Source organism: Janibacter hoylei PVAS-1 (genome assembly GCF_000297495.1).
Taxonomy (GTDB): domain Bacteria; phylum Actinomycetota; class Actinomycetes; order Actinomycetales; family Dermatophilaceae; genus Janibacter; species Janibacter hoylei.
Genome location: NZ_ALWX01000077.1, coordinates 1 through 24,384 on the forward strand (window position 1 = coordinate 1; position 24,384 = coordinate 24,384).

Below are 24,384 nucleotides of genomic sequence, written 5' to 3' on the forward strand. Positions count from 1 at the left end.
TTGCCCAACGGCTGCGGCCGTGCTGGGAAGCGCCCGGCCGCGACCAGCACCCGCCGCGCGGTCGAATGCGAGCACCCCACGGCCCTGGCAGCCGCGCCCACAGAGCCTGACTCGTCGAACACCGCCACGACCCGCGCGATAACCGCCGGCGTGACCACAACAGGCGAGCGTCTTCCCCTCGAAACGACCATGGTCCTCGCAACTCCTCAGATCGAGGTGTTGCGAGGACCATGTGAACCGAAGGATCCGGTACAGCCCCCTTCGTGCGGGTGGTGAAGGTCGAGGCGGGTCAGACCGCCTGGAAGCGGTTGATCTGCTTCTCGAACTTGGCGCGCTTCTCGGGGTCGGTGACGCCCAGGCCCGGCTCGGGGGCGAGGGCGAGGACGCCGACCTTGCCCTGGTGCTTGTTGTGGTGCACGTCGAGCGTCGCCTGGCCGACCTCCTCGAGCGCGTACGTCTTGCTCAGGGTCGGGTGGACGAGGCCGCGGTTGATGAGCTCGTTGGCCTCCCACGACTCGCGGTAGTTCGCGAAGTGGCTGGAGATGATGCTCTTGAGGTTCATCCACAGGTAGCGGTTGTCGTACTCGTGCATGTAGCCCGAGGTCGAGGCGCAGGTGACGATCTTGCCGCCCTTGCGGGTGACGTAGACCGACGCACCGAAGGTCTCGCGGCCCGGGTGCTCGAAGACGACGTCGACGTCGTGGCCGCCCGTGAGCTCACGGATCTTCTTGCCGAGGCGCTGCCACTCCTTCGGGTTCTGCTCGGTGTTGTCGTCGTTCCAGAACTTGTAGCCCTCGGCATTGCGGTCGATGATCAGCTCCGCGCCCATGTCGCGGCAGATCTGGGCCTTCTCGGGGGAGGAGACGACGCAGATCGGGGTCGCGCCGGCCGCGAGCGCCATCTGCGTCGCGTAGGAGCCGAGACCACCCGAGGCGCCCCAGATGAGCACGCGGTCGCCGAGCTTGAGCGCGGCGCCGTTCTTGGAGATCAGCTGGCGGTAGGCGGTGGAGTTCACCAGACCGGGGGGAGGCGGACTCCTCCCAGGTGAGGTGCTCCGGCTTGGGCATGAGCTGGTTGGCCTTGACGATCGCCAGCTCGGCGAGGCCACCGAAGTTGGTCTCGAAGCCCCAGATGCGCTGCTGCGGGTCCATCATCGTGTCGTCGTGGCCGTCGGCGTCCTCGAGCTCGACGGACAGGCAGTGGGCGACGACCTCCTGGCCGGGCTTCCACTTCGAGACGTGGCCGCCGGTGCGCAGGACGACGCCGGAGAGGTCGGAGCCGACGATGTGGTAGGGCAGGTCGTGACGCTTGGAGTACTTGTTGAGACGGCCGTAGCGCTCGAGGAAGCCGAAGGTCGAGACCGGCTCGAAGATCGAGGTCCACACCGTGTTGAAGTTGATCGCGCTGGCCATGACGGCGACGAGCGCCTCGTCGGGGGCGAGCTCGGGGATCGGCACGTCGTCGATGTGCAGCGACTTGCGCGGGTCCTTGTCGCGGCTCTTCAGCCCCTTGAACATCTCGACCTCGTCCTTGTGGACGGTCGTCGCACGGTAGGTGTCCGGCAGGGGGAGGTTGGCGTAGGTCTCTTCGCTGCGGTCACCGGAGAGGATCGCGTCGCGGATCTGGTCGATTGCCATGTGCATGGGCTCCTCGGCCTCGTGGGGATGGGGTCGGTCGTACGTCTGCGTGCAACCTAGGTCGTCGCGGCGATGCGGGGGGCGGTCTCATGACTGAGTTCACACCGTCGGTGTGGCGGCCGACCCGCACCGTGAGCGGCGACTGCTGCACACCATCGTCGCCGTCGGCCTCGGTCGACGCCCGCTGGCGGGCTCGTGACGTCTCTCACCAGCCGACAGCACGAATGGGGTGGGTCGCCGTCGCGGCGCCCAACCCCCTTCGTCCGGGGCCGGTCAGTGCGCGGCGTCGGCCGCCGGCTCGACGAGCTCGACGAGGATGCCGCCCGCGTCCTTGGGGTGGATGAAGTTGACCCGCGAGTTGCTCGTGCCCCGCTTGGGGGTGTCGTAGAGCAGGCGCAGACCGCGCTCGCGCAGCGTCGCGCACACCGCGTCGATGTCCTCGACGCGGTAGGCGAGCTGCTGGATGCCCTGGCCGTTGCGGTCGAGGAACTTCGCGATCGTCGACTCGGGCGAGAGCGGCGCGAGCAGCTGGATGCACGAGCCGGAGGTGCCGACGCGCATCATCGCCTCGCGCACGCCCTGCTCCTCGTTGGTCTCCTCGTGCGCGAGCTCCATGCCGTAGGAGTCGCGGTAGAAGGCGATGGCCTCGTCGAGGTCGGGCACGGCGACGCCCACGTGGTCGATGGCGGTGAAGAGATCGGTCATGCCCGCAGCCTAGAGAGGCGAAGGGGGGCGCCGCGCCCCCCTCCGCCTGTGGCCTGCCCCACCCGGGCGGGTCGGACGAGACGACTGCGCCAGTCGTGACGGGCCCCACGCCGGGGTGCACTGCCCTCCCTTCGTCCGCGTCGCTAGGGTGACGGGCAAGACACGGCGCCGTTGCGGCGCCGTCCCCGACACGCACCCCGGAGGCCAACGCATGTCCACCGACCCCACCGTCATCGTCGCGGGGGCCCGCACCCCGATGGGCCGCATGAGCGGCTCGCTCAAGGGCTTCTCCGGCTCGGACCTCGGCGGCTTCGCCATCAAGGGCGCCCTCGACAAGGCCGGCGTCAAGGGTGAGGACGTCGACTACGTCATCATGGGCCAGGTCCTCACCGCGGGCGAGGGCCAGATCCCGGCCCGCCAGGCGGCCATCAAGGGCGGCATCCCCAAGAGCGTCCCGGCCCTCACCGTCAACAAGGTCTGCCTCTCGGGCATCGACGCCATCGCACTCGCCGACCAGCTGATCCGCGCCGGCGAGTTCGAGATCGTCGTCGCCGGTGGCCAGGAGTCGATGACCAACGCCCCGCACCTGCTGCCCAAGAGCCGTGAGGGCATCAAGTACGGCGACACCAAGCTCAAGGACTCGATGGCCTACGACGGCCTGCACGACGTCATCACCGACCAGGCGATGGGCGCGCTCACCGAGGCCAAGAACGCCGACGACTCCGCCTTCTCCCGCGAGGAGCAGGACGCCTTCGCCGCCGCGAGCCACCAGAAGGCCGCCAAGGCCTGGGCCGAGGGCAAGTTCGCCGACGAGGTCGTCCCGGTCGAGATCCCGCAGCGCAAGGGCGACCCGGTCGTCTTCGACACCGACGAGGGCGTGCGCGCCGACACGACCGCCGAGTCCCTCGGCAAGCTGCGTCCGGCCTTCGCCAAGGACGGCACCATCACCGCCGGCTCGGCCTCGCAGATCTCCGACGGTGCGACCGCCGTCGTCGTCATGAAGAAGTCCAAGGCGGAGGAGCTCGGCCTCACCTGGCTGGCCGAGATCGGTGCCCACGGCGTCGTCGCCGGCCCCGACTCCACGCTGCAGGCGCAGCCGGCCAATGCCATCGAGGCTGCCGCCACGAAGGAGGGCATCTCCGCCTCCGACCTCGACGTCGTCGAGATCAACGAGGCCTTCGCCGCCGTCGGCCTGGCCTCGGCGCAGCAGCTCGGCCTGGCCGAGGACAAGGTCAACCCCAACGGTGGCGCCATCGCCATGGGTCACCCGCTCGGCTCCTCCGGTGCCCGCGTCGTGCTCACCCTGGCCCACGAGCTCAAGCGTCGCGGTGGCGGCGTCGGTGCGGCCGCGCTCTGCGGTGGCGGTGGTCAGGGTGACGCCCTGATCATCCGCGTGCCGAGCGCCTGAGCTTGAGCCGCAGCATCGACGTCCCCGTCCTGGTCGAGGAGGCCAGGGCGGGGACGTCGCGTGCCGTCGGGCGACTCATCTCGCTCGTCGACGACCAGCACCCGGCCCTGCCCGAGGTCATGGCAGCGCTCGCCCCCCACACGGGCGGCGCCCACGTCGTCGGCATCACCGGCGCCCCCGGCGTCGGCAAGTCGACGACCACCGACGCGCTCGTGCGTGCCCTACGGGCGAAGGGGGAAAAGGTCGCCGTCATCGCCGTCGACCCCTCGTCGCCCTTCTCCGGAGGTGCGCTGCTCGGCGACCGCATCCGGATGAACGACTCGGCCAGCGACCCGGGGGTCTACATCCGCTCGCTCGCCAGCCGCGGTCACCTCGGCGGGCTCTCGGTCTCGGCTCCGCAGGCCATCAGGGTGCTCGACGCGGCGGGCTTCGGGACGATCCTCGTCGAGACCGTCGGCGTCGGTCAGTCCGAGGTCGAGATCGCCGGGGCGGCGGACACGACGCTCGTCCTGCTCGCGCCCGGCATGGGCGACGGGATCCAGGCGGCGAAGGCGGGCATCCTCGAGATCGGGGACGTCTTCGTCGTCAACAAGGCCGACCGCGACGGTGCCGACGCGACCGTGCGGGACCTGCGCCACATGATCCAGATGGGGGAGAGCGCCGCCCCGGGCGGTTGGCGTCGCACGGTGGTGCGGGCCTCCGCGCTGGAGGGCACGGGCGTCGACGAGACCGTCGACGCACTGCGCGAGCACCTGTCGTGGCTCGCCTCGAGCGGGACCCTGCGGCAGCGCCGCACCGCCCGCGCCCGCGACGAGATCACCGCGCTCGTCGTCTCCGCCCTGCGGGAGCGACTCGGTGATCTGGGCTCGGGGGGCGCGCTCGACACGCTTGCCGGGCGGGTCGTCGACGGTGCCACGGACCCCTTCGCCGCGGCGCACGAGTTGCGCCGAGCCCTCGGTCTGTAGCCGTCTGGCGTACTGCCAGGGCTCGTCGGGCGCATTTCCCTAGGCAAATCACCACCGGACCTGTCATCTGCCTAGGGCAATGCGGGGCGGGACGGCCGAATTTCCCTAGGCAAATCACCACCGGACTGGTTATCTCCCTAGGGAAATGCGGTGGCGGGGGTGGGGGCAGGTCGGCCTCGCCGGCCTGCCGCCCACCACTCAGGTCACTCGACGCTGACGCGGATCCCATCGACGGGCTCACCCTCGGCCGCACCCGCAGCCTTGGAGGCATCCGTCGAAGAGGCCATCCCGTCGAGGTCGCTCGTGCCCGTCGAGGTCGTCTCCGACCCGCCCGAGCCACCGGCCACGATGACGACGGCCGCGACGGCGGCCGCGACGAGCAGGGTCACACCGGCGACGGCTGCCATGATGACGACCCGCACGTCAGACCCCTTCGCGCACCCGGATCTCGTCGACGTCGCCGAGGTCGTCGAAGGCACCCACGCACGATGCGGAGTAGTCCGTCGCACCGGCGTCGAGGTAGTCGGTCGTGCACACGATGTCCTCGACGACCGAGCCGTCCTTCATGAAGTAGAAGGTCAGGTAGAAGGAGTCGGAGGAGCCGCTGTCGTTGCGCACGGCCAGCCCCGAGATGTCGCCGCCGGACTCGGACCACCCGGGCCGGATCGCCGCGCCGTCGACGGTGGCGGAGCTGCCCTCACCGATGACCTGAGCGCTCGCGGCGTCGGCATTCTTGGACGAGTTGGCCGAGGAGGAGTAGCTCGAGACCACGTCGTCCGCCTCGTTGGCGGCCCAGAGGAAGAAGCCACCGACACCGCAGCAGCACAGCAGGATGACCGCGCCGATGATGCCGAGGATCCACAGCAGCGTGTTGTCCTTCTTCGGCGCGGGACCCGCCGGCCCGGCCCCGTAGGGCGTGCCCTGGTACGGGTCTGGCTGACCGGCGCCACCGGGAGGCGGCGGAGCTGGGTACGACATGGCGGGATCCCCCTGTAGGACACGACGATGGAGCAGGCGGACGCCTGCGGGCGGCAGTCTACGTGCCGGTAGCCGCACGCGAGCATCTACGCTGGCCCGGACATGACTGAGACCACGCCCCAGCTCATCGGTGGCCGCTACGAGACCGTGCGGCCCATCGGTCGTGGCGGGATGGGCACCGTGTGGTTGGCCCGGGACACCGTGCTCGGGCGCCAGGTGGCGGCCAAGCAGATCGGCGATTTCCCGGGCGAGAGCGAAGGGGAGACCCGTCGCGCCATGCGCGAGGCCCGGGCCGCGGCCGCGCTCAACCACCCCAACGTCGTCGCGGTCTACGACGTGGCCGAGCACGAGGGCACGCCCTGGCTCGTCATGGAGTACGTCGCCGGCCCGACCCTGACCTCCGCCATCCGCGAGCGCGGCCCGATGACGCCGAAGGGGGCGGCCGACCTCGGCGCCCAGCTCGCCGGCGCGCTCGCCGCGGCACACCGGGCGGGCATCGTCCACCGCGACGTGAAGCCGGCCAACGTCCTCATCGGCGGGGGTCGACCCAAGCTGGGCGACTTCGGCATCGCGCGCTCCGGCGGCGACGAGCAGCTGACCCAGACGGGCATGGTCACCGGCACCCCGAGTTACATGGCGCCCGAGGTCGCCGTGGGCGGTCACCACGGTGAGGCCGCCGACGTCTGGGCCCTCGGAGCGGTCATCTACTTCGCCGTCGAGGGCAAGGACGCCTACCCACCCCAGGGCAATGCCCTGGCCACCCTGCGCAGCATCGCGGCCCACCCGCCGCGGCGGCCCGAGCGTGCGGGGCCGCTCGAGCCGGTGCTCGCCGACATGCTCTCCCGCGACCCGGCCCGCCGGGGCACGATGAGCCAGGTGCTGCGTCGGCTCGAGGACGTCGCCGCAGGCGGCTCCGGTGCCGTTGCGGGTGCGGCCCCGACGGCCGTCGCGACGGCACCCGACCACGGGGGGAGCGCCCCCTTCGTCCCGGGTGGTGCTGCGACCGAGGACCCCTACCGGCTGCCGCCACGCCGCGGAGTCGGGTGGCTGTGGGTCCTGCTCGCCGCGGTTCTCGTCGCCCTGGTCGTGGCCGCGATCGCCTTCGCCGCCTCGCGCGGGGACGACAGCGGGTCGCCGGGCGGGTCGAGCACCACGACCGAGGTGTCGACGAGCGAAGACCCCCCGCCCAGCGAGTCCACGTCAAGCCAGCCGTCGTCGAGCTCGACGACGACCGAGCCCTCGTCGAGCTCGTCGAGCGAGAGCGATGACGACGGGATCACGGAGGACGAGGGGCGCACCTTCGTCGAGGACTACTTCTCGACGGTGACCTCCGACCGTGACGCCGCGTGGGACATGCTCGCGCCGTCGCGCCAGACCGACCGTGCCGGCTACGACGACTTCTGGAGCGGTATCGAGTCGGTCGAGACGAGCGACATCACGGTCGACGAGGAAGCGCGCGAGGTCACCGTGACCCTCACCTACCACCCCAAGGACCGCGACAAGAGCGTCGAGACGCACACCTACGTGCTCGAGCGCGTCGACGGTCGGCTCCGCATGACCAAGTGACCCGGAGGTCCCCGTGCTGCTCGCCTTCTCGATCGCTCCCTCGTCGCCCGACGACCGGGGCTCCTACTCCGAGGCGGTGGCCGCGGCCCTGCGTGTCGTCCGCGACAGCGGGCTGCCCCACGACCTCGGCTCGATGTTCACGACCATCGAGGGGGAGTGGGACGAGGTGATGGCCGTCGTCAAGGCGTGCGTCGACGCGATGGAGCCCTACGGCGACCGCGTCGGCCTCGTGATGAAGGCCGACATCCGGGCCGGGCACACCGGCCAGATGACCGCCAAGGTCGAGCGCGTCGAGGGGCTGCTCGCCGGCGACTGAGCCACGGTCGCAGTCGTGACCGATTTGTGACATTCGGTCGACCTTTGTCATGGTGGGACGTCGCCTGTTCGGTGACACCCCCTGATGTCTGACCGAAAGCACTCGACGTGAGCATGCTCATCCAGCGCGTGGCCGGCGCCCTCCTGGCCCTCGTCGGCCTCGTGGCCGCCGTGGTCGGGGCGTGGTTCCTCGCCCACCTCGGCACCTCCGGCACGGCCACCTTCACTGCCGAGCCCGGCCAGCGGGTCGTCGTCCTCGAGCCCGACGTGCTCAACCGCGTCGACCACCCGGTCGAGATCACCGCGACCGGCTCGGGCGACGTGTGGGTCGGCACCGCCCGCCCCTCCGACGTCGAGGCCTTCTTCGGCGACGCGCAGCGCGCGCAGGTCGCCGGCGTCGACGTCAGCGACTGGGCCCTCACGGCCACCGACCAGGGTCAGGGCGAGGCCATCGACCCCGCCGGTCTGGACATCTGGCAGCAGTCCTCCGCCGCGAAGGGGGAGATCACCCGCACCGTCGACCAGGCCGACGCCCCCCAGGCCTTCGTCGTCGCCGCCCCCCGAGGGCAGCGAGATCGAGTCGGTGACGATGACCGTCGAGGACGGCAGCTGGGGCACGACCGCCCTCGTCACCCTCGTCGTCGGCCTCCTGCTGCTCGCCGCCGGCATCGTCCTGCTCGTCCGGTCCGGCCTCGCCGGGGTCATCCGCTCGCGGGTCTCCCGCACGACCCGTGAGGAGCGCGCATGACCCGTCGCACCCCCTTCGTCATCACCCTCGTCACCCTGCCGGTCGCCCTCGGCGGCTGCGGCCTCGGCGCCTCGATCGCCGGCGTGCACGACGCGCCGGCCGAGGACAGCGGCGGCGCCTCGATCTCCTCGCAGGCCGCCGACCAGGTCGCCGACCGGGTCATCACCGGTGCCGTCGACGTCAGCCGGGCCTCGGACAAGAAGGGCGAGGCCGCGCGCGCCGACGTCCTCTCCGGCCCGGCGCTGCGCGAGGTCGAGGCGGCCGTCGAGACCAAGGACCGCACCAGCCGCAGCGACGACACGATCGACGGCCTGAAGGTGCTCGCGGTCAGCCGCGGCACCGATTGGCCGCGCGCGGTGCTCGCCACCTCGCAGACCGATGACGTGCAGTACCTCCACGTGCTCGTCGCCCCGGCCGTCGACAAGCCGTACACGCTCTTTGCGGACGTGCCGATGGCCTCCGGTGCCAGCGTGCCGGCGCTCGCCCCGATCGAGGAGGGCTCGCCGGTCAAGGTGTCCAAGGCTCCCTCGCAGGACGTCACCGCCGCGGCCGACGCGTGGGCGAAGGGCGTGGCCTACCCCGCGTCGAAGGCGCCCGCCGACGTCTCCGTCAGCGACGGATTTTCCGCGGCCCTGAAGAAGAACGCCAAGGCGACGGCCAAGGACCTCGGCAAGCTCGCGACCTACCGGCAGAGCCAGGCGATCGCCGACGGGCAGAGCGTCGAGTTCGAGCTCGCCGACGGTGGCTCGCTGACCTTCCTGCCGATGACGCGGACCGACACGATCACGGCGACGTCCAAGCTCAAGGAGCTGAAGATCGAGCAGCCGGCGCTCAAGCGTGAGATCGACCGGTCGTCCGTGAAGAAGTCGCTCACCGTCAAGCACGCCGAGACGGTGGCCTTCGTGACGCCCCCGGAGGGCAAGGCGCGCGTCGTCGGCGCCAGCGACGTCCTGGAGTCGGCCAAGGGCAGGTGATCGCCCGCCGCGCCGGTAGGGGACAATGGCCCCATGAGTGATCCGACCCGAGCACTGCGTGGAGCCGTCGACCTCTCCAGCCTCGGAGGGGCGGCCCGACCCGGTCAGCCGCCGACCTCGGCGGGAGCCGGTCAGCCGGCCGCTGCACCCTCCTCCGCCGCGCCCCGTCAGTCTGCGGGGCAGGCCGCCGATGCCGGCGGCGCGATCGACGGCCCGGTCGTCGAGGCGACGGACGCGACCTTCAACCAGGTCGTCAGCCGCACGAGCGTCGTCCCCGCCGTGGCGATCGTCTGGTCCTCCCAGCACCCGCAGAGTCGGGCGCTGCTCGACGACGCGATCGACCTGGCTGCCGGTCTCGAGGGCCGGCTGCAGGTCGTCGGCCTCGACGTGGCGACCAACCCGGGGATCATGTCCGCGATCCAGCCGCCCGAGGTGCCGGTCGCGCTCGGCCTCGTGGGTGGTCAGCCGGTCCCGCTCTTCACCGGGATGGTCGACAAGGAGCAGTTCCGCCAGGTCCTGGACCAGCTGCTCCAGGTCGCCGTGCAGCACGGGGTGACCGGCCGCGTCAGCGGCGGCGCGGCGCCCGAGGCGGAGGAGGAGCTGCCGCCCCTGCACCAGGAGGCCTACGACGCCATCGAGCGGGACGACCTCGACGCGGCGACGGCCGCCTACGAGCAGGCCATCGCGGCCAACCCCAAGGACACCGAGGCCCAGCTCGGTCTAGCGCAGGTGGCGCTCATGAAGCGCACCCGCGGGGTCGACCTGCAGCAGGCCAGGGAGCGCGCGGCCGGGGACCCCTCCGACGTGGAGGCGGCGCTCGTCGTCGCCGACCTCGACGTGCTCGGCGGCCACGTGGAAGATGCCTTCACCCGACTCATCGACCTCGTCCGGGTGACGCAGGCCGAGGAGCGCGACCGCATCAAGGCCCACCTGCTCGACCTCTTCGCCGTCGTCGGCAACCACGACGAGCGGGTGCGCAAGGGCCGGACCAGCCTGATGAGCGCCCTTTTCTGACCCCGCCCCACCCCACCTGCGCATTTCCCTAGGGAAATGCGCACGCCCGCCCGAATTTCCCTAGGGAAATTCGGGCGGGCCTGGCCGTATTTCCCTAGGGAGATGCGGGGGTCAGGTAGACGGCGCCGAGGGCGGCGACGCGGACCCGGGCCGACCAGGGCTGGCCCTGCCACGGGTGCTCCTCGGCCTCGACGGTCACCCCGGCCTGGCTCGGGGAGCCGGCGGCGTCGTAGCCACTCGTGTCCAGGCGCACCTGCCACCGGCCCGCGCGGGGCAGGCCGATGCGCAGCTCGCCGCGGTCGGCCCCGCCGAAGTTGACGACGACGGCGACGACGTCGCCGCGGCGCTCCTGGTCGGCGAAGCGCAGGAAGGCGACGGTGTTGCCGAGGTGGTCGTCGGCGTCGAGCCACTGGAAGCCGGCCGGGTCGGCGTCCAGCGCCCACATCGCCGGGTGGTCCGCCGCGAAGGAGTTGAGCTGCGCGACGAGCTCGGCGACCCGACGGTGGCCGGGGTCGTCGAGCAGCTCCCAGTCGAGCGAGCGGCTCTCGGCCCACTCACGCGTCTGCGCCATCTCCGTCCCCATGAAGATCAGCTGCTTGCCCGGGAAGGACCACTGGTAGGCGTAGAAGGCCCGCAAGGTCGCCAGCTGCTGCTCGATCGTCCCAGGGATCTTGAGCGGCATCGACCCCTTGCCGTGGACGACCTCGTCATGGCTGATCGGCAGCAGGTAGCTCTCCGCGTAGGCGTACATCATCGCGAAGCTCAGCAGCCGGTGGTGGTGCTGCCGGTTGATCGGGTCCTCCGCCAGGTAGCGCAGGGCGTCGTTCATCCAGCCCATGTTCCACTTCAGCCCGAAGCCGAGCCCGCCCCCGTCGGTCGGGGCGGTCACGCCCGGCCAGGCCGTCGACTCCTCGGCGATGGTGACGATGCCGGGCGAGCGGCGGTAGGCGGTCGCATTGACCTCCTGGAGCAGGGCGACCGCCTCGAGGTTTTCGCGGCCGCCGTGCGCATTGGGCAGCCAGTCGCCGTCGCCGCGGGAGTAGTCGAGGTAGAGCATGGAGGCGACGCCGTCGACCCGCAGCCCGTCGACGTGGAACTCCTCGAGCCAGTACAGCGCGTTGGCGACGAGGAAGTTGCGCACCTCGGGCCGACCGAAGTCGAAGACGTAGCTGCCCCAGTCCGGCTGCCAGCCCCGTCGCGGGTCCGGGTGCTCGTAGAGCGGCAACCCGTCGAAGGCCACGAGCGCCCACTCGTCCGTCGCGAAGTGCCCGGGCACCCAGTCGAGGATGACGCCGATGCCGGCCCGGTGGCAGCGGTCGACGAGGTGGCGGAAGTCGTCGGGCGAGCCGAAGCGGGAGTTCGGCGCGAAGTAGCTCGTCACGTGGTAGCCCCATGACGGCGGGTAGGGGTGGTCCATGACGGGCATGAGCTCGATGTGCGTGAAGCCGTGCCGCACGACGTGGTCGACGAGCTCGTCGGCCAGGTCACGCCACGAGAGCCCCTGGCGCCACGACCCCGGATGCACCTCGTAGACGCTCATCCGGCCCGTGTGCGGATCCGTGCGCGCCCGCTGCTCGAGCCAGGCGGCGTCCTGCCACTCATGGCCGCTCGTCGTCACGACCGAGCCGGTCGCCGGCGCCGTCTCGGCGAGCCGGGCGAGCGGGTCGGCCTTGTGCCGCACGACGTCGTCGGCCCCCCGCAGGGCGAACTTGTACACGTCGCCGTCGGCCGCGCCCGGCACGAAGAGCTCCCACACCCCGGACCCGCCGAGACAGCGCATCGGGTGGCTCGCCTCGTCCCACCCGTTGAAGTCGCCGATGACGTGCACCGCCTTGGCCCGCGGTGCCCACACCGCGAAGGAGACCCCCTCGACCGGCCCCATCGGGCCGTCGTAGGCCCGGGTGTGGGCCCCGAGCACGGTCCACAGCTGCTCGTGACGCCCTTCGTTGATGAGGTGGAGGTCGACCTCGCCGACGGTCGGGGCGAAGCGGTAGGGGTCGTCCCCGACGTGCTCGACGCCGTCCTCCCAGGTCGTGAGGACCCGGTAGTCCATGGTCCGGTCGGCGTCCTCCCGCAGGCCCGAGAAGATGCCGTCCTGCTCGTGGTCGAGGTCGAGCGTGACGTCGTCCTCGAAGCGCACCCGCACGCGCGTCGCCAGGGGGCGGAGCACCCGCACGCGCAGCCCACCGGCCTCGAGGTGCTGGCCCAGCACGTCGTGGGGCTGCGCGCTGCGGCCGTGCGCCACGGCCCACAGGGCGCCGGGCAGGGCGGACTCGGGTACGGGGGTCACGGGCGCTCCTCCAGCAGTCGGTCGATCGCGGTGGCCGGCAGCACGAGCCACGCGGGGCGGTGGTGCGCCTCGTAGACCACCTCGTACAGCGCCTTGTCGAGCACGAAGGCATCGAGCAGCGCACCCGACTCGCGCGGGTCGGGCCCGACGTCGGCGTAGCCGTCGAGGAAGGCGGTCTGTGCCGCCGTGCACCACGCCCGGGCGTCGACCGCCGCGCCCTCGCGCTCGAGGGTGCCGGCCACGTAGTCGAGCGAGCGCAGGATCCCGGCGACGTCCCGCAGCGGGCAGTCGAGCTCGTTGCGCTCGGCGAGCGGTCGCAGGGGCTCACCCTCGAAGTCGATGAGGACCCAGCCGCGGCCGGGTACGTCGAGGACCTGCCCAAGGTGCAGGTCACCGTGGATGCGCTGCAGGTCGGGCCAGCGGGCCGTCGTCGCCGCGTCGACCAGGGCGGCGACCTGTTGCTCGTGCCCGGCGAGCCCGGGGACCTCGCTCGTCGCCAGCGCGGCACGGCGACGGATGGCCGAGGTGATCCGGGCGATGTCGTCGTCGCCGGCGGGCCGCGTCGGCAGCACCCGGGCGAGGGTGTCGTGCACGTGCGCGACGGCCTGCCCCAGCCGGCGGGCGCCATCGCTGAAGTCCTCACCCGCGGCGGCCGTGCGCAGGCACACGCGCCAGGCGTCGGTCGTGCCCTCGAGGTACTCCTGGGCGAAGGCCAGCTGACCGAGTTCGCGGTCGGGGGGTGCCCCCTTCGTCGGGTCGGCCCCGGGGCGCTGCCACGCGCCGGCCACGTGGCCCACGCTGACGGGGACGAAGGGGGAGTGGGACGCCGCGAGCGCCCCCTGGAGCGTGATGTCCGGGTTTTCGCCGGCGGCGAGGGTGCGGAAGACCTTGAGGATCACCGGCGCGCCCGTGCCGGGGACCGGCGTGACGATGATCGAGGTGTTGGACTGCTCGCCGCCGATGACGCGGCTGGAGGCGACGACCGGGTCGCTCGGCCACGCCGGGTGCGGTGCGCCGACGATGTCCGGGTCGACCGTGTCGGAGACCGCACCGGCCTGCGCGGCCACGCGCCCGCAGATCAGCTCGAGCAGCTGTGTGACGAAGACGGGGTCGTGCGGCGCGTCGTAGACCCACCGGTGGCCGAGCACGGAGTGCTCCATCTCGCCGACGAGGGCGGCGTCAGCTCCGGGGAGCGGGGCTCCGCGGTAGGTGAGCGGCACCTGGTAGATGACCGGGCGCGTCGCCGACTCGTCGAGCACGACGAGGACCTCGATGCCGACCTCGCCGGCCGGGTCGTCGAGGCGCCACGAGTCGAGCCGGCGCAGGCGGGGCCGGCCACGACCGAGGTACCAGCGCTGCCCACCCATCCAGTCGGTGAGCAGCTCGAGCTTGGTCGGCGACAGCTCGGCCCGGTGGATCGTCGCCATCAGCGGATCACCGAGACGATGTGGACCGGCTCGCTCTCCGGGCCGAGGCGCACGTAGGTCTCCTCGCCCCACTGCCACCGGGCCCCGGTCACGAGGTCCTCCACCTCGACGCGCTCGCCGGGCTCGAGACCGAGGGCGGCCAGGTCGAGTCGCAGGGTCGACTCGCGCGTGCTGTGCGGGTCGACGTTGGCCACGACGATGACGGTGTCGACGCCGCCGTCGGGGAGGGTGCGCGACTTGGAGTAGGCGATGAGCTGGTCGTCGTCGACGTGGTGGAAGGTCAGGTTGCGCAGCAGCTGCAGGCTCGGGTGCTCGCGACGGGCGCGGTTGAGCATCGTCAGCCAGCCGGCGAGGGAGTCGCCCGCCTCGGCGACGAGGTCCCAGCGGCGGTCCTTGAGCTCGTACTTCTCGTTGTCGATCTGCTCCTCGGCGCCGGGGCGGGCCACGTGCTCCATGAGCTCGTAGCCGGCGTAGATGCCCCACGTCGGCACCATCGTCGCGGCCAGGGCGGCGCGCACCTGCCACGCGGCCCGCCCGCCGAACTGCAGGTAGGGAGTGAGGATGTCGTGCGTCGTCGGCCAGAAGCTCGGGCGCATGTACGCCGCCGCCTCACCGCTCACCTCGGTGCCGTACTCGACGAGCTCGGCCACGGTGTTGCGCCAGGCGAAGTACGTGTAGCTCTGCTGGAAGCCGACCTTGGCCAGGGTGTGCATCATCGCGGGCTTGGTGAAGGCCTCCGACAGCCAGATGACGTCGGGGTGCTTGCGCGCGACGTCGGAGATGAGCCACTGCCAGAACTGCACCGGCTTGGTGTGCGGGTTGTCGACCCGGAAGATCTTCACCCCGTGGTCGATCCACACCTGGACGACCCGCCGCACCTCGGCGTAGATCCCGGCGGGGTCGTTGTCGAAGTTGACCGGGTAGATGTCTTGGTACTTCTTCGGCGGATTTTCGGCGTAGGCGATGGTGCCGTCGGCGCGGGTGGTGAACCACTCCGGGTGCTCGGTGACCCACGGGTGGTCCGGCGAGCACTGCAGCGCCAGGTCGAGCGCGACCTCCAGCCCCAGCCGGGTCGCGTCGGCGACGAAGGCGTCGAAGTCGGCGAAGGTCCCGAGCTCCGGGTGGATCGCGTCGTGGCCCCCGTCGGGCGAGCCGATCGCGTAGGGCGAGCCGGGGTCGTCGGGCCCGGCCACGAGGGTGTTGTTGGGTCCCTTGCGCGCCGTCGTCCCGATGGGGTGGATCGGGGTGAGGTAGACGACGTCGAAGCCCATCTCCGCGATGGCCGGCAGCCGCTGCGCGGCCGTGCGCAGGGTCCCGCTCACCCAGCGCCCGGTCGTCGGGTCGACGTGGGCACCCTCGCTCCGGGGGAAGATCTCGTACCAGGAGCCGAAGAGCGCCAGCTCGCGCTCGACGAGCAACGGCAGGTCGGCACTCGGGCTGACCAGCTCTCGGTGGGGCCGTGCCGCCAGCTCCGCGGCAGCGGCGCCCGTCGTCACGAGGTGCAGGGCCGCGGCGGCTTGGTGGCCCGCCTCGTCCCGCAGGACGTCGGCAGCAGCACGAAGGGGGGCGCGCCCCCCTTCGTCGCGGGCGGGGTCGGCGACGGCCCGGTCCAGCACGACGGCACCCTCGGCCCGCATGAGCGAGGCGTCGATGTCGGCGGGGATCTTGATCGACGCGTCGTGCACCCACGTCGCCCACGGGTCCGACCAGCCCTCGACGCGGTAGTGCCACAGGCCCTCGCGGTCGGCGACGACCTCGACCTCCCACAGGCTCAGCCCGGGGTTGGTGCAGGTCATCGGCAGGTGCTGCTCGACGCCGTCGGGGTCGGTGAGCACGAGCGTCGCGTTGACCGCGTCGTGGCCCTCGCGGAAGACCTCGGCGGTCACGGTGAAGGGCTCGGCGACGACCGACTTCGCCGGGCGGGTGCCGTGGTCGACGCACGGACGCACGTCGCTGACGGGGATGCGGCCGAGCGGCTGGCTGGGCGGCACGGAGACGGGCGCCGTGCTAGCGGGGGCAGGGGCGACGGTGAAGTCGGTGCTCACCCCCGCAACGTTACCCGCGGTCCACCTGCTGCAGGTTGGCGCGCCGGGGCGAAAGCCCCCAAGATGGGGGAGGTGAAGGCCATTCGACGTTTCAGCGTCCGCACCGCCCTGCCCGAGCCGATCACCGCCCTCGGCGATCTCGCGATGAACCTGCGGTGGAGCTGGCACTCGCCGACCCGCGAGCTCTTCGCCGGGCTCGACCCGCAGCGCTGGGACGAGGTCCACCACGACCCGGTCCGGCTGCTCTCCACCTTTTCGGCGGGAGAGCTCGAGGAGCTGGCCCGCGACGGTGATCTCGTCGCCCGCGTCGGCGCGGCCAAGGCCGACCTCGACGACTACCTCGGGTCGCGCCGGTGGTACCAGGACGAGGCGTCCCGGTCCCCGGGGAGTGACGGAGGGTCGAAGGGGGGCCTGCCCGCCTCCATCGCCTACTTCAGCCCCGAGTACGGCATCACCGAGGTGCTGCCGCAGTACTCCGGTGGCCTCGGGATCCTCGCGGGCGACCACCTCAAGGCCGCGTCCGACCTCGGGGTGCCGATCGTCGGCGTCGGCCTCTTCTACACGACCGGCTACTTCAAGCAGAGCCTGGACGCCTCCGGCTGGCAGCAGGAGACCTACCCCGTCCTCGACCCTCAGGGTCTGCCGCTGCACCTGCTCCGCGAGGACGACGGCACCCCGTGCGTGGTGACCGTCGCGATGCCCGGGGGTGCCTCCCTTCGCGCTCACGTCTGGCGCGCCCAGGTGGGCCGCGTGCCACTGCTCCTGCTCGACTCCGACGTGCCCGGCAACGACGACGCGATGCGCGCGGTCACCGAGCGTCTCTACGGCGGTGGCGGGGAGCAGCGCCTGCAGCAGGAGATGCTGCTCGGCATCGGCGGCGTGCGAGCGCTGCGCCTGTGGTCCCGGCTCACCGGAGCCCCCGAGCCGGAGGTCTTCCACACCAACGAGGGCCACGCGGGCTTCCTCGGCATCGAGCGGATCAGCGAGTTCACGCAGACCGCGGGGATGAGCTTCGAGGAGGCGATGGAGGCGGCCCGCGCCGGCACCGTCTTCACGACGCACACCCCGGTGCCCGCGGGCATCGACCGCTTCGACGTCGCCCTGCTCGAACGGTACTTCGGCGGGGCCCAGGAGTTGCCCGGCGTGCCGCTGGACAAGCTGCGGGCGCTCGGCGCGGAGACCTACGAGGGCGGCTCCGAGGGCATCTTCAACATGGCGGTCATGGGGCTGCGCCTGGCCGAGCGGGCCAACGGCGTCTCCCAGCTGCACGGTGTCGTCTCCCGGGAGATGTTCGACGGGCTGTGGCCGGGCTTCGACGACGCCGAGGTGCCGATCACCTCGATCACCAACGGCGTGCACGCCCCGACGTGGGTCGACGACGCGGTCTACGACATCGCCGCCCAGCACCTCGGCGGCCGCGACGTCGAGGCGTCGGACCGGTGGAAGGGCATCCCCGACGTGCCGGGCGAGGCCATCTGGGCCGCCAAGGCTCAGATGCGCTCGCGGCTCGTCGACGACGTGCGCGCCCGCCTGCGATCCAGCTGGGCCAAGCGCGGGGCCACCGACGCCGAGCTCGGCTGGACCGACGGCGTCCTCGACCCCGAGGTGCTCACCATCGGCTTCGCCCGGCGGGTGCCGACGTACAAGCGGCTGACCCTCATGCTGCGCGACCCCGAGCGGCTGCGGGCGCTGCTGCTCCACCCCGAGCGGCCCGTCCAGCTGGTCATCGCCGGCAAATCGCACCCGGCCGACGAGACCGGCAAGCAGCTCATCCAGCAGATGGTGCAGTTCGCCGACCAGCACGACGTGCGCCACCGCATCGTCTTCCTGCCCAACTACGACATCGCCATGGCGCGCACCCTCTACCCGGGGTGCGACGTCTGGCTCAACAACCCGCTGCGGCCCTTCGAGGCGTGCGGCACCTCCGGCATGAAGGCCGCCCTCAACGGCGGGCTCAACCTGTCGATCCTCGACGGCTGGTGGGACGAGTGGTACGACGGCGACAACGGGTGGGCCATCCCCACCGCCGACGGTGTCACCGACGAGGGCCGGCGCGACGACATCGAGGCCGCCGCCCTCTACGACCTCATCGAGACGCAGGTCGCGCCGCGCTTCTACGACGTCGACGAGGCCGGTCTGCCGCAGCGCTGGCTGTCGATGCTGCGGCACACCCTCACCACGCTCGGGCCCAAGGTGCTCGCCACCCGCATGGTGCGCGACTACACCGAGCAGCTCTACGCACCCGCCGCCCAGCACAACGCCCGGGTCAACGCCGACGGCCACGCCGGCGCGCGGGCGCTCGCGGAGTACAAGGCGCGGGCTCGGGCCGGCTGGTCCAGCGTGCGCGTCGAGCACGTCGAGGGCTCGGGCGTCTCCGACAGCCCGATCGTCGGTGAGTCGCTGAGCGTCGACGCCTACGTCGCACTCGACGGCCTGGCCCCCCACGAGGTCGACGTCCAGGTCGTCGCCGGTCGGGTCGCCCTCGGCACCGACGACCTCGTCGACTGGGACGCCACCTCGCTCGGCTTCGTCGAGGCCTACGAGGACGGGCGGGCGAAGTTTGCCGGCCACGTCCCCATCGAGCGGACCGGCCAGTTCGGCTGGACCGTGCGGGTGCTGCCGCGGCACGAGCTCATGGCGTACCCCGCGAGCCTGGGGCTCGTCGCCAACGCCTGACCCCTCCGGTCCCCGGGGAGGCGCGCCAGCGCCGTCTCGAAGGGCCCGCGTGGTCGCCTCTCCGTCGCGGTCGCCTCTGGCGTCGCGGGCGAAGGGAGGGGTGGCCCTAAGGGAAAGTCCGGCCGCTTGGCGTGACGACTCACGTCGTGCGGGCAGCCGGACTTTCCCATGAGTCGGGCCGACCCCTCCCTTCGCCCGCTCCTGCAGTGGTCGGGCTCTCCCTTCGCCAGGGCGTCGTACCCGCAGGTCAGGTCGTGTAGAGGCGCAGGCTCAGCGGGGTGAGGGTCTGCTGGCGGTCGGCGGGGCCCGCGTCGGCGTCCTGCGGGCGCTCCCAGGCGCTGTCCCACCTCAGGCGAAGGGGGCCGACGTCCGGGAGCGTGACGGCAGCCTCGTCGAGGCCTCCGTGCACCACCACCAGGGCGGCGGGCTCGCCGGCGAGGTGCAGCTGGAGGGTGCGTCGCTCGTCCTGGGCCCAGGTCTCGTCGGTCATCGGGGCGCCGGTCTCGTCGTACCAGCCGATGACCGACTCGTCGTGGTCCCGCAGGACGGGCACCTCGCGGCGCAGCCCGGTGAGGTGGGCGACCGTGGCGAGCAGGTCCCGGCGCTCGTCGTCGAGGTCCCAGTCGAGCCAGGTCATCTCGTTGTCCTGGCAGTAGGGGTTGTTGTTGCCGTCGTGCGTGCGCCCGATCTCGTCGCCGGAGGCGATCATCGGGATGCCGGACGACAGCAGCAGCGTGCCGAGGAGGTTGCGCACCGACCGGCGCCGGGCGAGCTGCACGACGGCGTCGTCGGTCGGGCCCTCGACGCCGTGGTTCCACGAGCGGTTGTGGTCGTTGCCGTCGCGGTTGTCCTCGCCGTTGGCCTCGTTGTGCTTGTGGTCGTAGACGACGAGGTCGGCGGCGGTGAAACCGTCGTGCGCGGTGACGAAGCCGACCGACGACAGGGGGGTGCGTTCGCCGAAGAGGTCGCGGCTGCCGACGAGCCGGGTGGCGATCTCGCGCACGCCCGGGCCGCTCACCTCGCCCCGCGAGAGCGCCCCGGCGTCGGCGAGCCAGAAGTCACGGGTCGTGTCGCGGAAGCGGTCGTTCCACTCCGCCCAGGCCCCCGGGAACTGCCCCGTGCGCCAGCCGTCGGGCCCGAGGTCCCACGGCTCGGCGACGTGCAGCACCCGCGAGAGCACGGGGTCCTCGCGCAGCGCCACGAGGAAGGGGTGGTCCGGCGCGTAGCCGAGGTCCTCGCCGCGGCCGAGGGCCACCGCCAGGTCGTAGCGGAAGCCGTCGACGTGGACCTCGGTGACCCAGTAGCGCAGCGAGTCCAGGACCATCTCGAGGACGACGGGGTCGGTGAGGTCGAGCGTGTTGCCGCAGCCGGTGACGTCGACGTCGTGCCCCTGCTCGTCGAGCCGGTACCAGGTCGCGGCGTCGAGGCCGCGCCACGACAGCGTCGCGCCCCCGGTGCTCTGCTCGGCGGTGTGGTTGTAGACGACGTCGAGCAGGACCTCGATGCCGGCGGCGTGGAGCAGCTTGACCATGCCCTTGAGCTCGCGCAGCACCTCGTGCGGGTCGGCGTCGCTCGCGTAGGGCGCGTGAGGGGCGAAGAAGCCCAGCGTGTTGTAGCCCCAGTGGTTGGTCAGGCCGAGGTCGACGAGGTGCGGCTCGTCGGCGAAGGCGTGCACCGGCAGCAGCTCGACGGTCGTCACGCCGAGGGAGCGCAGGTGCTCGATGGTCACCGGGTGGCACAGGCCCGCGTAGGTGCCGCGCAGGTGCTCGGGGACCCCTGGCAGCCGTCGCGTCATCTCGCGCACGTGCACCTCGTAGACCACCCGTGCGTCGCGGGGGTGGGCCGGGGGAGCGTCGTCGCCCCAGTCGAAGGTGGTGTCGAGCACGACATTGCGCGGGACGAAGGGGGCCGACTCGCCGCCCCGCTCGAAGACCGCCGGGTCGTACGTCACGGTCCCCTCGACGGCTCGACCCCACGGGTCGAGGAGCAGCTTTGCTGGGTCGAAGCGGTGCCCCACGGCCGGGTCCCAGGGTCCGTCGGCCCGCAGCCCGTAGCGCCGGCCCGGGTGGACGTCCGGCACGAACCCACCCCACCACCCGTCGCCGAAGGGGGGCAGCTCGACGCGCGTCTCGCCCCCTTCGTCGTCGGTCAGGCAGAGCCACACCGCCGTCGCGCCGGCGGCGTGGACCGCCACCGTCACCCCGCCGTCGACGGGGTGGACGCCCGGGGTGGGCCGGTGGGGCAGGACCCGGGCGGTGGAGGTCGACATGGCTCACAGGGTAAGCAGTGGGTAGCGTGGCGGCCATGAGCGACCCGACCGCCCTCCCCAACTTCGGCCCGACCCCTCCCGCCTCGGGTGACCAGCCCGAGCCCGAGGCTCCGCTGCGCGACCGCGTCCAGGACGCGCTGCGCGAGCTGGGTCTCGAGCCGTCGATCGACGACGAGGGCGACGTGGCCTTCACCTTCTCGGAGCAGCAGATGTTCATCCGCTGCGACAGCGAGTCCAACGTGCTGCGCGTCTTCGGCCAGTGGGCCCTCGAGGACCCGGTGCCGACCGACCCGGTGGAGCGGCTGCAGGTCAGCAACGACCTCAACGTCGCCTTCAACCTCGTCAAGGCGGCCGTCGCCGGCGACACCCTGCTCGTGACCTCCGAGCACATCCTCCCGCGCGGGGCCGACATCCGTGGCCTGCTCGGTCTGGCCCTGCCGCTCGTCCTCCAAGGTGTGCAGCTGTGGCACCAGCGGGCGACCGGCCAGGAGCCCGAGGGCGAGCCCACCGAGGCGGGGGAGCCCCAGGCATGAGCGAGGTCGTCCGCCTCGAGGTTGCCGACGGCATCGGCACCATCGTCCTCGACCGCCCGAAGATGAACGCGCTCGACGCCGAGATGCAGCGTCAGCTCGTCGCCGTCGCGGAGGAGGCCGCCGAGCGCACCGACGTCAAGGCGGTCATCGTCTGGGGTGGCGAGCGGGTCTTCGCCGCCGGTGCCGACGTCAAGGAGATGGCCGAGATGTCCTACACGGACATGGCCGCCCACGTGCGTCTGCTCCAGCGCTTCTCCCGCGCGCTGGCCTCGATCCCCAAGCCGACCGTCGCCGCGATCACCGGCTTCGCGCTCGGGGGTGGCCTCGAGACCGCGCTGTGCTGCGACTTCCGGGTCGTCGCCGACAACGCGAAGCTCGGCCTGCCCGAGATCACCCTCGGGATCATCCCCGGCGCCGGCGGTACCCAGCGCCTGCCGCGCCTCGTCGGCCCGGCGAAGGCCAAGGAGCTGATCTTCAGCGGTCGCTTCGTCGACGCCGCCGAGGCGCTCGAGATCGGTCTCGCCGACCGGGTCGTGCCCGCCGCGGAGGTGCTCGCCACCGCGCAGGCGCTCGTCGCCCCCTTCGTCACCGGGCCGACGCAGGCCCTGCGCGCTGCCAAGGAGGCGGTCGACAAGGGGCTGGAGGTCAGCCTCGACACCGGGCTCGAGATCGAGGCCCAGCTCTTCACCGGGCTCTTCGCGACCAACGACCAGAAGACCGGCATGCGCAGCTTCGTCGACAACGGGCCGGGCAAGGCCACCTTCGAGGGGATCTGATGGCCGGACCTCGTGCGGCGAGCGCCGAGCAGGTCGAGGCCGCCTGGGAGGACAACAAGCTCGCCCAGGTGCTGTACCACGACTGGGAGGCGCAGACCTACGACGAGAAGTGGTCGATCAGCTTCGACGACCGCTGCACGTCGATCGTGCGTGACCGCTTCCTCCACGTCCTGGAGTCGACGCGACGACCGGGGGAGTCGCTGCCCTTCGGGCGCACCCTCGAGCTCGGGGCCGGCACCGGCTTCTTCTCGCTCAACCTCAAGCTCGCCGGCCTCGTCGACGAGGTGCACGTCTCCGACCTGTCGCCCGGCATGGTCGAGGCGGCCAAGGCCAATGCCCAGCGGCTCGGTTTCGAGATCGAGGGGCGGGTCGCCGACGCGGAGTCGCTGCCCTACGAAGACGACTCCTTCGACCTCGTCGTCGGGCACGCGGTGATCCACCACATCCCCGACGTCGAGGGCGCCCTGCGCGAGGTCGTGCGGGTGCTCAAGCCGGGTGGACGCTTCGTCATCGCCGGCGAGCCGACCCGGATCGGCCACTGGTACGCGCGGCACCTCTCGCGGGCCACGTGGGAGACCGCGACGCGGGTCAGCAGGCTGCCGCCGCTGAGGGGCACGTGGGCCCGCGCCCAGGCCGAGCTCGACGAGTCGTCGCGGGCCGCCGCGCTCGAGGCCGTCGTCGACCTGCACACCTTCGACCCGGCGCAGCTGGCCGCGATGGCCCGCCGCGCGGGTGCGGAGCACGTCGGGACGGCGACCGAGGAGCTGCTGTCCGCCTTCGCCGGCTGGCCGATCCGCACCTTCGAGTACGCCGTCGCCGAGGATGCCCTCGGCTTCGGGTGGGCGAAGTTCGCCTACGGCTCGTGGAAGAACCTCATGAAGGTCGACGCGGTCCTCGGCCGCGTCGTGCCGCAGCGCTTCTTCTACAACGTCGGCGTCACCGGGACCAAGCCGCTGCGGTGACGGGCACGCGCTGATGGCCTCCTCGCACCTCACGTGGTGGCACTGGGCCCGGTGGGTCGTCGCCAACCGGGCCTGGTCCCACCACCACGTCCTCGGCTACCTGCGGATGGTCCGCGCCAAGCTCACGACCCCGGGGCTCGTCTTCGAGGGGCCGTGCTTCATCGGGCCCGGCGTCCAGTTCCAGGTCACGCCGGGCACCGGCCGGCTCGTCGTCGGTGCCTACACGCACATCGGTGGTGGCTCGGCGCTGCGCGCTCACGAGGGCACCCTGCGCATCGGTGCCAAGACGGTCATCGGGATCCGCAACACCTTCAACACGTGGCTCGACATCGAGGTCGGCGAGGCCTGCCTCTTCGCCGACGACGTCTACGTGTGCGACTTCGACCACCGCACCGAGGACCTCGACACCCCGATCAAGGACCAGGGGATCATCAAGTCGCCCGTGCGCTTCGGCGACGACGTGTGGGTCGCGACGAAGTGCGTCATCACCCGCGGCACGGACATCGGCGCGCACTCGGTCGTCGGGGCCGGCGCGGTGGTCCGGGGGGGCGCATCCCCCCTTCGTCGTGCTCGGCGGGGTGCCCGCCCGCGTGCTCAAGCAGCGCGAGCGGGTCGTCGTCACCGAGGACGAGCTCGACCTGCCGGCGGGGTGGTGACGTGAGCGCGCGCGAGGCCCTCGACGTGCTCGTCGCCCACATCCCCGCCACGCACACCGACGAGGTGCTCGCGGCGCTCTTCGCCGTGGGCGCCGGAGCGGTGGGGGACTACCGCGAGTGCGCCTTCGTCCTGCGTGGCGAAGGGAGGTTCCGCCCTGTCGACGGAGCCCACCCGACGATCGGGACCGTCGGCGAGGCCGAACGGGTCGTCGAGGACCGCGTCGAGGTCGCCTTCCCCCGATCGCGAAGGGCGTTGGTGGTCAAGGCCCTTCGTGAGGCGCACCCCTACGAGGAGCCGTCCTTCCACGTCCTGGTCAATGTCGCGGACGAGGCACCCTCCGCCCCTCCCGCTCCCTGAGGAAGGTCGCGCAGCGACCGCCGCGCACCCCTTCCCGCTCCCTGAGGAAGGTCGCGCAGCGACCGCCGCGCACCGTCGCCCT

Annotated in this window: 20 protein-coding genes and 1 pseudogene; 13 read left to right on the plus strand and 8 right to left on the minus strand. The window is 72.0% G+C overall.

Translation table 11 applies throughout. From position 1 onward, the window contains the following. Positions 1–289: 289 nt before the first annotated feature. Together ccrA and mce are read right to left on the minus strand one after the other, a co-directional pair. Positions 290–1,631: pseudogene (gene ccrA / locus B277_RS13855) on the minus strand (crotonyl-CoA carboxylase/reductase). A gap of 279 nt (positions 1,632–1,910) precedes the next feature. Then, positions 1,911–2,342, minus strand: coding sequence for a methylmalonyl-CoA epimerase (mce, locus tag B277_RS13860; RefSeq protein ID WP_007929355.1), 432 nt, complete (start codon positions 2,340–2,342; stop codon positions 1,911–1,913). A 211-nt stretch (positions 2,343–2,553) separates the two neighbouring features. Between mce and B277_RS13865 the strand changes: the two genes are divergently transcribed. Both B277_RS13865 and meaB read left to right on the plus strand, forming a co-directional pair. Continuing rightward, positions 2,554–3,750 (plus strand): acetyl-CoA C-acetyltransferase, encoded by a 1,197-nt coding sequence (locus B277_RS13865; RefSeq protein ID WP_007929357.1) that lies wholly within the window; start codon positions 2,554–2,556, stop codon positions 3,748–3,750. 2 nt (positions 3,751–3,752) lie between these two features. After that, entirely contained in the window at positions 3,753–4,715 is a 963-nt protein-coding gene (gene meaB / locus B277_RS13870; protein ID WP_007929359.1) for a methylmalonyl Co-A mutase-associated GTPase MeaB, read from the plus strand. 203 nt (positions 4,716–4,918) lie between these two features. On the opposite strand, the gene B277_RS13875 is transcribed toward meaB, so the two are convergent. After that, a complete protein-coding gene (locus B277_RS13875; protein ID WP_007929360.1) occupies positions 4,919–5,137 on the minus strand; it encodes a hypothetical protein in 219 nt (72 codons plus the stop codon). A 1-nt stretch (position 5,138) separates the two neighbouring features. After that, positions 5,139–5,693 (minus strand): hypothetical protein, encoded by a 555-nt coding sequence (locus tag B277_RS13880; protein WP_007929361.1) that lies wholly within the window; start codon positions 5,691–5,693, stop codon positions 5,139–5,141. 102 nt (positions 5,694–5,795) lie between these two features. On the opposite strand from B277_RS13880, the gene B277_RS16210 reads away from it, so the two are divergent. From B277_RS16210 to B277_RS13905, 5 genes are all read left to right on the plus strand, one after another. Beyond that, on the plus strand, positions 5,796–7,259 hold the full coding sequence (locus tag B277_RS16210; protein ID WP_007929362.1) for a serine/threonine-protein kinase: 1,464 nt from the start codon (positions 5,796–5,798) through the stop codon (positions 7,257–7,259). 13 nt (positions 7,260–7,272) lie between these two features. Further along, positions 7,273–7,575 (plus strand): thiamine-binding protein, encoded by a 303-nt coding sequence (locus B277_RS13890; RefSeq protein WP_007929363.1) that lies wholly within the window; start codon positions 7,273–7,275, stop codon positions 7,573–7,575. A gap of 107 nt (positions 7,576–7,682) precedes the next feature. Further along, a complete protein-coding gene (locus tag B277_RS13895) occupies positions 7,683–8,309 on the plus strand; it encodes a hypothetical protein (RefSeq protein ID WP_007929364.1) in 627 nt (208 codons plus the stop codon). A 9-nt stretch (positions 8,310–8,318) separates the two neighbouring features. Then, positions 8,319–9,296, plus strand: a complete 978-nt coding sequence (locus B277_RS13900; RefSeq protein WP_007929365.1) for a hypothetical protein — start codon at positions 8,319–8,321, stop codon at positions 9,294–9,296. A 33-nt stretch (positions 9,297–9,329) separates the two neighbouring features. Then, positions 9,330–10,310: a co-chaperone YbbN gene (locus tag B277_RS13905; RefSeq protein WP_007929366.1), complete on the plus strand. Its 981-nt coding sequence runs from the start codon at positions 9,330–9,332 to the stop codon at positions 10,308–10,310. A gap of 94 nt (positions 10,311–10,404) precedes the next feature. Here the strand turns inward: B277_RS13905 and glgB are convergent, their stop codons facing one another. From glgB to B277_RS13920, 3 genes are read right to left on the minus strand one after another with little or no spacing between them, the layout of a single operon-like run. Then, on the minus strand, positions 10,405–12,600 hold the full coding sequence (gene glgB / locus B277_RS13910; protein WP_007929367.1) for a 1,4-alpha-glucan branching protein GlgB: 2,196 nt from the start codon (positions 12,598–12,600) through the stop codon (positions 10,405–10,407). Next, positions 12,597–14,027 (minus strand): maltokinase N-terminal cap-like domain-containing protein, encoded by a 1,431-nt coding sequence (locus B277_RS13915; protein ID WP_007929368.1) that lies wholly within the window; start codon positions 14,025–14,027, stop codon positions 12,597–12,599. Before B277_RS13915 ends, glgB begins: the two co-directional genes overlap by 4 nt. Next, entirely contained in the window at positions 14,027–16,072 is a 2,046-nt protein-coding gene (locus tag B277_RS13920; protein ID WP_007929369.1) for an alpha-1,4-glucan--maltose-1-phosphate maltosyltransferase, read from the minus strand. The genes B277_RS13915 and B277_RS13920 overlap by 1 nt, the downstream gene beginning before the upstream one ends. Before the next feature lie 72 nt (positions 16,073–16,144). Between B277_RS13920 and glgP the strand changes: the two genes are divergently transcribed. Beyond that, the gene (gene glgP / locus B277_RS13925) at positions 16,145–18,748 is read left to right on the plus strand and encodes an alpha-glucan family phosphorylase (protein ID WP_007929370.1); all 2,604 of its coding nucleotides are present in this window, start codon (positions 16,145–16,147) and stop codon (positions 18,746–18,748) included. A 247-nt stretch (positions 18,749–18,995) separates the two neighbouring features. Here glgP and glgX read toward each other — a convergent pair whose 3' ends face one another. Continuing rightward, positions 18,996–21,017, minus strand: a complete 2,022-nt coding sequence (gene glgX / locus B277_RS13930) for a glycogen debranching protein GlgX (protein WP_007929371.1) — start codon at positions 21,015–21,017, stop codon at positions 18,996–18,998. 35 nt (positions 21,018–21,052) lie between these two features. Here glgX and B277_RS13935 point away from each other — a divergent pair, with 35 nt between their 5' ends. Genes B277_RS13935 through B277_RS13955 form a run of 5 tightly spaced genes read left to right on the plus strand, consistent with a single transcriptional unit; the run spans position 21,053 to position 24,302 of the window. Continuing rightward, positions 21,053–21,550, plus strand: coding sequence for a T3SS (YopN, CesT) and YbjN peptide-binding chaperone 1 (locus B277_RS13935; RefSeq protein WP_007929372.1), 498 nt, complete (start codon positions 21,053–21,055; stop codon positions 21,548–21,550). After that, positions 21,547–22,326, plus strand: coding sequence for an enoyl-CoA hydratase/isomerase family protein (locus tag B277_RS13940; RefSeq protein ID WP_007929373.1), 780 nt, complete (start codon positions 21,547–21,549; stop codon positions 22,324–22,326). Before B277_RS13935 ends, B277_RS13940 begins: the two co-directional genes overlap by 4 nt. Continuing rightward, positions 22,326–23,288, plus strand: a complete 963-nt coding sequence (locus B277_RS13945) for a class I SAM-dependent methyltransferase (RefSeq protein ID WP_007929374.1) — start codon at positions 22,326–22,328, stop codon at positions 23,286–23,288. The genes B277_RS13940 and B277_RS13945 overlap by 1 nt, the downstream gene beginning before the upstream one ends. Before the next feature lie 13 nt (positions 23,289–23,301). Next, positions 23,302–23,949: an acyltransferase gene (locus B277_RS13950; protein ID WP_007929377.1), complete on the plus strand. Its 648-nt coding sequence runs from the start codon at positions 23,302–23,304 to the stop codon at positions 23,947–23,949. Then, entirely contained in the window at positions 23,946–24,302 is a 357-nt protein-coding gene (locus B277_RS13955) for a YqfO family protein (RefSeq protein WP_007929378.1), read from the plus strand. The genes B277_RS13950 and B277_RS13955 overlap by 4 nt, the downstream gene beginning before the upstream one ends. The last annotated feature ends 82 nt before the right edge of the window (positions 24,303–24,384 follow it).

Excerpts from the sequence above, each read along its gene's own strand:
- B277_RS13950 (WP_007929377.1), top strand. The coding sequence starts at position 23,302 with ATGGCCTCCTCGCACCTCACGTGGTGGCACTGGGCCCGGTGGGTCGTC.
- B277_RS16210 (WP_007929362.1), top strand. The coding sequence starts at position 5,796 with ATGACTGAGACCACGCCCCAGCTCATCGGTGGCCGCTACGAGACCGTG.
- B277_RS13935 (WP_007929372.1), top strand. The coding sequence starts at position 21,053 with ATGAGCGACCCGACCGCCCTCCCCAACTTCGGCCCGACCCCTCCCGCC.
- B277_RS13900 (WP_007929365.1), top strand. The coding sequence starts at position 8,319 with ATGACCCGTCGCACCCCCTTCGTCATCACCCTCGTCACCCTGCCGGTC.
- B277_RS13880 (WP_007929361.1), bottom strand. The coding sequence starts at position 5,693 with ATGTCGTACCCAGCTCCGCCGCCTCCCGGTGGCGCCGGTCAGCCAGAC.
- mce (WP_007929355.1), bottom strand. The coding sequence starts at position 2,342 with ATGACCGATCTCTTCACCGCCATCGACCACGTGGGCGTCGCCGTGCCC.
- B277_RS13940 (WP_007929373.1), top strand. The coding sequence starts at position 21,547 with ATGAGCGAGGTCGTCCGCCTCGAGGTTGCCGACGGCATCGGCACCATC.
- glgX (WP_007929371.1), bottom strand. The coding sequence starts at position 21,017 with ATGTCGACCTCCACCGCCCGGGTCCTGCCCCACCGGCCCACCCCGGGC.
- B277_RS13865 (WP_007929357.1), top strand. The coding sequence starts at position 2,554 with ATGTCCACCGACCCCACCGTCATCGTCGCGGGGGCCCGCACCCCGATG.
- B277_RS13915 (WP_007929368.1), bottom strand. The coding sequence starts at position 14,027 with ATGGCGACGATCCACCGGGCCGAGCTGTCGCCGACCAAGCTCGAGCTG.
- B277_RS13945 (WP_007929374.1), top strand. The coding sequence starts at position 22,326 with ATGGCCGGACCTCGTGCGGCGAGCGCCGAGCAGGTCGAGGCCGCCTGG.
- B277_RS13905 (WP_007929366.1), top strand. The coding sequence starts at position 9,330 with ATGAGTGATCCGACCCGAGCACTGCGTGGAGCCGTCGACCTCTCCAGC.